The organism is Mesorhizobium sp. M5C.F.Ca.IN.020.32.2.1, from assembly GCF_004023105.1.
GTDB classification, from domain to species: domain Bacteria; phylum Pseudomonadota; class Alphaproteobacteria; order Rhizobiales; family Rhizobiaceae; genus Mesorhizobium; species Mesorhizobium wenxiniae.
Window position 1 is genome coordinate 1 of record NZ_RZSX01000201.1, and the last position, 8,373, is coordinate 8,373.

The window sequence follows — 8,373 nt, forward strand, 5'->3', positions numbered from 1 at the left end:
GAGGTCGTCCAGGCGCCTGGCGGCGCCTTTGAACGTGGTATCCATGGTCTTGTCCTTTCCGCCCAGGTCGCGGGCAGGTTGATGTTTGCAACCGACTGTATGAAATGAGCCCAAGAGGAGCGGAGATCGGGAGGACAGCGGCCCATGTCGCAAAATGAAGGAACGGCGCGCTGGACGGTGAAGGCCGAGCTATGCGCGGTCGGCCGCGACAAGCCCTTGCTTGTGGCGCTGGCAGCGATCCTGTGCCGCTTGCCGCAAAAGTTAGTGGCGGGCCGGGGGGTCGAGGAGGCATCAAATGATGACCGTACGATCCCGCATGCACGCGTCCCTTCGGGGGAGTCCGCTTCGCTACTACTTTCATCTAGCGAGGGCTCGGTTTGGCGGTTCCCCCCAGTCCGACGAGAGCGCGATTCTGTCGCGGATCGTCGGCCAAAGCCCAAGAACCTTCTTGGAATTTGGGTTTCACCCGACGGAATACGACTGCATCAGTCTAGCTGATTTCAAAGGACTCCTAGTCGACGGCGACGATACGACAGTCCGGCTGGCCAAGGCCGTGCTGCCGAAGCGGATCGAAGCACGGCAGAGCTTCATCACCTTGGACAATATCGACAGCCTTGGAACGCATTTCCCGCAACTTGGCGTGCTTTCAGTCGACGTTGACGGCAACGACTACTGGTTCCTGAAGGCTCTGCTGCCGGCGCGTCCTGCGGTCGTGGTCGTCGAGTACAATGCCAGTTTCGGCCTCAACCCCGTCACTGTGCCCTATGATCCGGCATTTGACCGCATGGCCAAGCACGACAGCGGTTGGTATCATGGCGCCTCGATCACCGCCTTGACGAAACTATGCAAGACGCACGGCTACAAGCTTGTTGCCGTCTCAGCCGCTGGCGGAAATGTCTTTTTCCTACCTGAGGCTTCGGACATGCCAGAACTAGACCCCGCCCATGCCTATCGAGAGAGCACTCTTCGCAACCGCTGGTCGGGCACGACAGCGAAGGAGCAGTGGGGGCGGATCAAGCACATGCCTTTTGTCGATGCCGCGTCCTAGCAGGAGCTAAAGCGTGCACGTTGGTCCGCCCCTTCGCTTCACCATCCAAGCTGTTGATGAGCAACGGCAACTCTCCATGCCGATTGCAACCGGTGAAGATGAGGCCGAGATGCGGGCTCGGTTCAAAGAGATCTGCAAGAAGATGCCACACATGCATGTGCAGCTCTACGACGGTGCGACGCTCATTGATGAGCGGCAGCCGAACGTATCATTTCATTAGTCAGTCGCTCGCACCAGCGCATCGGCGGGAACGTCCGACCGAACAATGGCGCGCGCCGAGATTATTGCTCGATCGCCGATCGTCACGCCCTTCATGATCATGGCGCCGGTTCCGATCCAAACGTCATCGCCGATAGTGACCGGGGCGGAACGGATGCCCGGATCGGCGCGCGGATGGCCGGCCCGAAAAATCGCCACTGTCTGTGCGAAACGCTTCTCATGATCCATCGGATGCGAGTTCGTGTCGTGGATCGCAACCCCCGAAGAAACCAGCACCCCTTTGCCAATCTTGATCCCGACCGGATCAGATGACCAGATCGTTGATCCTGCTCCCACGTAACACCAGTCCCCGATCTCAATTCGACCTTCATGCGCGAAGACCTGCAAATGCCCATCCAGATGGCTATCGGCTCCGATCTTCACCCGTGAACGGTCGCCATGGATGTTAAAGATTTTGGCTCCGGCACCGTACCGCGTTCGAGGTCCGATGATGGCGTTCTCCTTGGCTGCGCCGGTGGCGATCCAAGACCAAAACCGACGACGAATTGCAAGGATAGCTGAGAAGAGGCGCATCGGCGAATGTCTGCCATATACGATCCGACTGGTCTAGACGCGATCACGCTCCAAAGTAGCCCGCGCGCGAGAGACGACGAAGACCCTCGACGCAACAGGTTCCGTACCTCAGGCCGCCCGCGGCGTTGATGTGGAGGCCGTCTGAAGTGTATGAGGCAGGCATGAAGTAGCCGAGGCCGCTCTCGCCGCCGACATCCAGATAGGCGCACGAGGTCAGCAAGGCCACCTCGCGCACCGCCCTCATGAATTGATCCAGAGTGTTGCCCTGCCCGTTGGTCCTCATGATCCTGTGGGTGGCGTGGGTGGAGTCGCCGCTGTACGGGACGAAGAAAATGATCTTCGCGTTCGGTGCCTGAGTCCTGATGGCGACGACGGCGGCCCAGAGAGCTCCGTAGAAGGTGGCCGTCGTGGTCTGCCCCAGCACACCCAGGACGACCTCCTGGGCTCCGAAGTCGTTGATACCTGCCGCGATTGTGACGACCTCGCTGTCTGCCGGTATGTTCGCAATCTGGTTGTAAATGCCGAAGCTCGCGTATGCTGTCGTCGACTGACCGAGCGACGCGCCGCTGACGCCGAGGTTTGTCAGCACCATCCCAGTCTGGCTGGCTATGACGCTGGTATAAAAACCGGCAATCGTGATGCTGTCGCCTAGCGCAGCCCACTTCAGCGCGATCAGTTCTGTGGAACCGTCCTCGTAAGGATCGCCACCTATGTCAGCCCCATTGGCCAGAAGGCCAAGGTAAAGAGCTGCATTCGCGACAGTCGTTACCCCCGCGCTCTTGGTCCACGCGGAAGTGGAGAGATTTTCAGAATCGCCAAACAGGTTCGCGCCGCCGTTGAGGTGGAGCTTGGACGATTGAACATAGAGACCAGATGCGCCATCGCCGACGTAGGGGTGCGTACCGGAGGCTGCGAAGATGCGATGCTGCCAGTTCGTCGAAGCCGAGGCCGTCGCTGTGACAGTGACCGTGCATTCATACCAGCCATTGCCGAGCGCGACGATGCTCGCACCGGTGCCGCTTGCGGTGCCGTTTTCGAGATCGAACGTGCAGTTGAAGATCGCGGCGCTATTGGAGAACAGGTTGAGCCGATAGCGTTCGGCCTTTTTGGCGATGACCTTCCAGACGACGGCGTCACCCAAGACCGCGCTCTTGGCTTGGTAGACCGAAGGGCTGGCCGATCCGCTCGGCTCGACGAGTTTCGTCGCCGACATGCGGCCAATCGCACGAATGTAGAGTTCTTCGACCGTATCCGGGAGGGTGATGAGCGATGGGGCATTTGGGCTGGTCGTAGGGGTGACCGTGACGTTCTGTTTGGTGAACGCTGCGTTGGCCGGATCGCTGCTCGGGAAGAGGTTGGCCGTCAGTCCCTGCTTGCGCAGGATGATGCTGCGAATGTACAGGCCGCTCGTGCCGTCCCCGGCATAGGGGAGATTGCCTGCCGCCGACATGCGGGCCTGCACGTTATTGGTGACGTTTGACGCCACCAGAACAACGGCTTTACATTCGAACCAGCCGCCCCCAAGGGCGGAGATGCTGGCACTGACGATGTTCGCGCCGGACGTGCTTACGACCACGCCTTCTTCGAGATTGAAGTTGGCCGTGTATGCTGCGCCAGCGGCAGTGTGAATAAGCTGGAGCATGGCCCGTTCGCCGGCCCGCGCGATCACGACGTGCTCAATGGTGTCTCCCGAAACAAAAGAATATGAGCGGTAGACGGACGGGCTGACGCCTGAGCCGATGGATTCCACCATTTTAGTGGTGGGGAGGCTGAGGCCCTGAATCATCATCATGAGTTCAACAGCCGACATCAAGGAGGATGTCGCGGCGCGAACGCCAGTATCAGTCGCCACCGGCCCTGCTGTGACGTTGTACAGCCCAAGGGCCCCGGCCGAGACTTCCGTCCAGAAATATTCGCCGACATCGGCATTCTTGCCGAGCACGACTGCGGCGGCCGCGCCCGCCAATCCCGCCGATGCCGCGAAGCTGAAATTTGGCCCCACCGTGTAGGAGCCGGGCGCGGTGATCAGGATCTGCGTCAGCGCTCCGCCCGCCACCACGAAGCGGCCGGCGGCGCCCGAACCGGCGCCGCCGGTAAATGCCAGGTCGAAGGTGCCGTTGGTGCCGCCGGAGCCCGCCGTAATCGCACCGCTGCCGATGACGCCAAGGCCGATCGCCGCCGCGATGGTCGGAAAGATGCCCTTGCCATACAGAGACGCGTCGCGCGCCGCCTGGGCGCCTGCCAGATTGGCGGCGGTCGTGACGACATCGGCGGCGGTCAGCCCTGCATTCGCGGCGGAGCTGGCGGCGCTGGCGGCTGCCTGCCCGGCACTGGCGCCAGTGGCATCCTTTAGCACCTGCGTTTCATCGCGCAGCGCCTCGACCTCATCGACCACCTCCGCAACGTCAGGCGGCACGAAAGGAACAATGGTGATGGCATCGCTGCCCACCGCCGGCTCGTCTGCCATAAATTCAAACACTCGACCGGCATTGGCCGACCCGACCTGGGTGTGAACCGTCGTCCCCTTTTGCATCGCGCGGGCGGTGCGGGCGTCGGCAGCGCGGAACCATTCGCCCTCGCTCGCCGTGTAGATGCCGTTCTGTCTTTGGTCAGCCTGGTCCTTGACCAGCACGCGGTCGCCAACCTCGCACGGCACCCCGTCAGTGATCTGCAGGCCATGAAGGAGAATGCTGACCGTGGTGGCCAGGCGCACGGGTTCGCGTTCGCCGGTCAGAAGTCGAACGGCGGCAGTTGCAGGTCGAGCCATCAGGCTTCTCCATGAAAAAGCCCCGCGAAAGCGAGGCTTGAAAATGCTCTATGATTTCAGGGTGCGCTTAGGGGACGCGTGGTCCATGACACATCTGCGGGGCGCGGAAGAGGCGCGGCTCCGGCCTCAAAAGAAAAAGGGCGCCCAAAACCGTTGCGGCCTATGGCAATCCGACAACGCGCCTCCCAACGCGCCTCTTGGTCCAGCCGGCGATTGTCAGCCCCAACGCCATGCCGGCGCAGTCGGCTACCCAGTCGAACCCATCCAGATCGCGCCCTATCAGTTGGGCGCCCTGAAGAACCTCGATCGCCGCGCCGGTAAAGGCGAGAAGAACAACCAGCCTTGCCTTGTGTCCCGGCCAGCCGAGGCTTCCTAGGGCCGCCAGCGCGGCGAAGGCAATGGCGTGCTCCAGCTTGTCATCGTGAAGCGTGACGGCCATGCCGAGATCCGGCAGGAACCGCACCGGCAGAAGAGTGAGCAGCAGAACGCAGGCCAACGTGACTACAAAACCGATTCTTGCCATCGTCGAAAAAGAGTCTGTGCGCAACAAGATAGGGTCAGTCCTTCATTTGAAAAGCTGGATGGGCGGTGTGGTGGATTTGGAGTTCCTGTCATTTTGATAGCATCAGCGCTTTGGAATTTCAAACCACAAGCCTGTGTTGGAAGAAAGGCATCCGTCGCTCTCGTATGGCCACCGGCGCATTCTGGGAGGCCAGCCGATGCTGGTTGCGGACCTCAGTTTTGCGCCACCGAGGCGCCGGCCAGCCGGGCGAGCGCAGCCTTATCGTCGGGCCTGGGATCAGCAAGGCGGTAATCGCCCGAAGTGGGCGAATTCGGGTTTTTCGCCGACAGATCGGTGTCGCCTTCAGCGCCGGTGGTTTCACCGTTGATCGCGCCGATGGTGGCCTTCGCGGCAGGCTTGGCGCCAAGCAGCTCAACAGAGCGGCCCGGATCTTTGGCGATCATCGCCTTGGCGAGCGCTTTTGCCGTGTTGCTGCGCCAGGCAGTTTCGGCCGCTTGCCTGGCGACCGGGCTGCCCATCTTGGCGATGAAGTCGAACCCGCTCTGCCTGATCGCCTCGAACGCTGCGGTGTCGTCCGGATCGCTCTGCGCGATGGCGCTCGTGTAGGAGTCCTGCGCCTTGGACCATTCGGCCTGCTCATAGTCCTGGCGGCGGGCATATTGCTGTGCGGCCATTCGTGCCGAGCCGGCCAGCCTTAAAGCCTCTTTTTTCCTGATGAAGTTGGCGCGTTCGCTCTCCGGCACTTTCGGCAGGGTGCCGTCGAAGAGCGTGTCGAACAGGCCCGATTTGATCACCTGGCCGGTGCGCGGGTCGACCTGGCCATACATCCTGTCATGCAGGCCGCGACCGTCGGCCGGCGCATTCCGGATCGCCTCGTTTTCGGCCTGGGCGATCTGCCCGTTCAACTCGCGGCCGATGACCTCGGCGTCGAAGGCGTCCTGCTGCTGCCTCTGCTGCCGGAACCGCTCGGCGACCGCCGAGAGCTCGTCGCCAAAACCCTGCATGGCGGCGCCGATCGGCGAGCCATCGGGATAGGAAACCACGCTGCCGGTATCGAGCCGGCGCTGGGCAAGCTGGAGGGGGATGGTCGCCATCAGTAAACCCCTCCGCCCGGCGCCGGCGGAAAGGCGCTCTTGCCGAACGTCACGGCCTTGCTCGGGTCGTAGATGCCGGAAAGGCCGGACACGAGGTTGCCGCCGGCCTTGAAGATCGAGGCGGCCACCGCCTGCCTGCCGGAAAAGCGCGAGATGGCGGCCTGCGTGGTGAGTTTGTTCTGGCGCAGCTGCGAGCCGTACTGGATCGCCTTGATGTCGAGCTGGCCCTGCCTGGCATTGGCGGCCAGCACCTCGGTCGGCGAGCCTGATATGCCGACGCCCGAGGCGCCGGCCTGGGCGCGCGCCTGCGACAGCAAGAGGTCCTGCTTGTGGCGCTCCTGGCCCTGTTCGAAGGCCGCGGCTTGCGCATCGGCCCGCGCCTGCAGTTCATAGGCCTTGGCCTGATAGTCGGCCATCTGCCTTGACTGCTGGCCCTCGACCAGCGCGCCGCCGACCGAAAGGCCGATAAGGGCAAGTGTGCACATGGTCAGCCTCGGCCTAGGCCACGAAGCGAAAATCTAGCTGTGATGCCTCCAACCGGAGCGCCGAGCGCAGGGCGCGGGTCGAGCGCGCCGCCGGGGCTGAGGAGGGACAGAAGCATCTTGTCGGCCTGGATCGCCGCCGCGCTGAGACGAGCGGGTGCTGCCGCTCGCCGCCCGGCTATGGCGGCGCGCCGGATGGCGGTCAGGTTGACTTTCAGGTCGGCAACGCCGGCGGCGTCGAACTGGCTGTTGGCGGTGGCGATGGCGCGGCGCAAGGCATCGGCGTCGAACAATTGCTGGCGCAGCTGTTCTATCAGCCACTGGGCCATGCGCCAGCGCTCGTCGAGGGAAGCGGCGTTTGCGCTGATCTCGTCGGCAAGTGCTGCGATGTCGACGCAGGCTTCACTTTGCGCGGCGGCGGCGCGGCGCTTGTCATCGGGGATTGGGGTCACAGGAGGGTCCTTTTAGGAGGGTGATGGAAAACGGCGGTGCCGCTGATCTCCCCTTGAGGGGGAGATGGCCGGCAGGCCAGAGGGGGTAGTACCGCGTGGAGCACCGGCGTTCTCGCCCGCGATAGGAGGCTGCGTCAGGACGTGCCGACCCCCTCTGTCGCCTTCGGCGACATCTCCCCCTCAAGGGGAGATCGGCAGTTTCAACTACGGCTCGGCATCGAACACCGGCGTGAACGCTCGGATGGTGCAGGGTGTCGGGTTGGTGTGGCGGATCTTCACTCTGCCCTGGCCTCCCCAAGAATCGTCAATCGGCACCTCGACATTGCCGGTGAACAGATTGGCCATGCCCTCGGGTGAAACGATCGAGGGGGTACGAACCGGCTCCCACCGGCCGCGCATTAACGACGTGATTTCCAGCCCGGTCGTGTCGGTTTCCAGGAGGGAGAGGATCACCGCCGCCACCTTCTTTCGGCGTCCGACAACCGACCCGTCCTTGCCGCCGACATCAAGCTCAAGCGTATCGGCGCCGGCCTCGTATGGAAGCCCGACCTGCCATTTAGCAGCGGCGGGCGAACCAACTGGGAGTGTGACATTGCCAGCACCGCTGACCGTCAGGCCGCGGTAGACCTTCCCGTCCGCAAGCACGTCCACAATCAGGCCGGCGAGATGTATTGCGCCGCCTGCTGTTGTAACTGCCGCGCCGGTGTAGGTCAGGCCGCAATCGACTTCGAACGCGTCGGCGATCTCGCCATATTCGAACGGAATGGTTTTGATTTCGATATAGCGCTTGGTGACTCCGCCGATGGTGCGCTTGACGAACAGCCAGAGATCATCATTGCCGTCCTGTCCCGGCGTGACCACGGCGCTTTCAACGATGCCCCATGCCGAACCTGAGAACGAGCCGGCGATGCGATGCCGGTGCATGCCGCGGACTTCCTGCGAAGGCTGGTGCGTGTAGCCGCCAAGTTCTCCGTTATCCAGCGGGAACCACAGCAGCGGATCGGGATCGGTCTGGAACGCCAGTTCAACGACACCCTTTTTTGGAATGTGCTCGGAAATCTGTCCGACATCATCCGACGTGAAGCGGCCGGTGGCGCTCTGGGCAAGTTCGGCGATCGATTTGCGGGAGCGCGTCACGTAAAGGAACGACTGCCCGGCATCCACCGGACGGACCTTGGCGCAGCCAAACGTGCGGGACCGGCGGTTTTTTAAGGG

At 62.7% G+C, this 8,373-nt stretch carries 8 protein-coding genes and 1 pseudogene; 2 read left to right on the top strand and 7 right to left on the bottom strand.

Annotation, left to right across the window (positions count from 1 at the left end):
• Window positions 1–448 precede the first annotated feature (448 nt).
• Both EOA86_RS12655 and EOA86_RS12660 read left to right on the top strand, forming a co-directional pair.
• Window positions 449–1,048, top strand: a complete 600-nt coding sequence (locus EOA86_RS12655; RefSeq protein ID WP_245497250.1) for a hypothetical protein — start codon at window positions 449–451, stop codon at window positions 1,046–1,048.
• Between the two features lie 13 nt (window positions 1,049–1,061).
• The gene (locus EOA86_RS12660) at window positions 1,062–1,268 is read left to right on the top strand and encodes a hypothetical protein (RefSeq protein ID WP_128341951.1); all 207 of its coding nucleotides are present in this window, start codon (window positions 1,062–1,064) and stop codon (window positions 1,266–1,268) included.
• Here the strand turns inward: EOA86_RS12660 and EOA86_RS41205 are convergent.
• The 7 genes and pseudogenes from EOA86_RS41205 to EOA86_RS12695 all read right to left on the bottom strand — a co-directional run.
• On the bottom strand, window positions 1,265–1,840 hold the full coding sequence (locus EOA86_RS41205; protein WP_128341953.1) for an acyltransferase: 576 nt from the start codon (window positions 1,838–1,840) through the stop codon (window positions 1,265–1,267). The genes EOA86_RS12660 and EOA86_RS41205 overlap by 4 nt on opposite strands.
• 43 nt (window positions 1,841–1,883) lie before the next feature.
• Window positions 1,884–4,607 (bottom strand): SGNH/GDSL hydrolase family protein, encoded by a 2,724-nt coding sequence (locus EOA86_RS12670; RefSeq protein ID WP_128341954.1) that lies wholly within the window; start codon window positions 4,605–4,607, stop codon window positions 1,884–1,886.
• Window positions 4,608–4,767: 160 nt separating this feature from the next.
• Window positions 4,768–5,130, bottom strand: a complete 363-nt coding sequence (locus EOA86_RS12675; protein WP_128341956.1) for a hypothetical protein — start codon at window positions 5,128–5,130, stop codon at window positions 4,768–4,770.
• Window positions 5,131–5,342: 212 nt separating this feature from the next.
• Window positions 5,343–6,224, bottom strand: a complete 882-nt coding sequence (locus EOA86_RS12680) for a hypothetical protein (RefSeq protein WP_206630008.1) — start codon at window positions 6,222–6,224, stop codon at window positions 5,343–5,345.
• Window positions 6,224–6,709 carry a hypothetical protein gene (locus EOA86_RS12685; protein WP_128341958.1) on the bottom strand — a complete coding sequence of 162 codons (486 nt, stop codon included), beginning with the start codon at window positions 6,707–6,709 and terminating at the stop codon, window positions 6,224–6,226. Before EOA86_RS12685 ends, EOA86_RS12680 begins: the two co-directional genes overlap by 1 nt.
• A 2-nt stretch (window positions 6,710–6,711) precedes the next feature.
• The gene (locus EOA86_RS12690) at window positions 6,712–7,158 is read right to left on the bottom strand and encodes a hypothetical protein (protein ID WP_245497251.1); all 447 of its coding nucleotides are present in this window, start codon (window positions 7,156–7,158) and stop codon (window positions 6,712–6,714) included.
• 204 nt (window positions 7,159–7,362) lie between these two features.
• Window positions 7,363–8,373: pseudogene (locus tag EOA86_RS12695) on the bottom strand (hypothetical protein); the annotation flags it as partial.

Coding starts and splice junctions, on each gene's coding strand:
- EOA86_RS12675 (WP_128341956.1), bottom strand. CDS start 5,130: ATGGCAAGAATCGGTTTTGTAGTCACGTTGGCCTGCGTTCTGCTGCTC.
- EOA86_RS12685 (WP_128341958.1), bottom strand. CDS start 6,709: ATGTGCACACTTGCCCTTATCGGCCTTTCGGTCGGCGGCGCGCTGGTC.
- EOA86_RS12670 (WP_128341954.1), bottom strand. CDS start 4,607: ATGGCTCGACCTGCAACTGCCGCCGTTCGACTTCTGACCGGCGAACGC.
- EOA86_RS12680 (WP_206630008.1), bottom strand. CDS start 6,224: ATGGCGACCATCCCCCTCCAGCTTGCCCAGCGCCGGCTCGATACCGGC.
- EOA86_RS41205 (WP_128341953.1), bottom strand. CDS start 1,840: ATGCGCCTCTTCTCAGCTATCCTTGCAATTCGTCGTCGGTTTTGGTCT.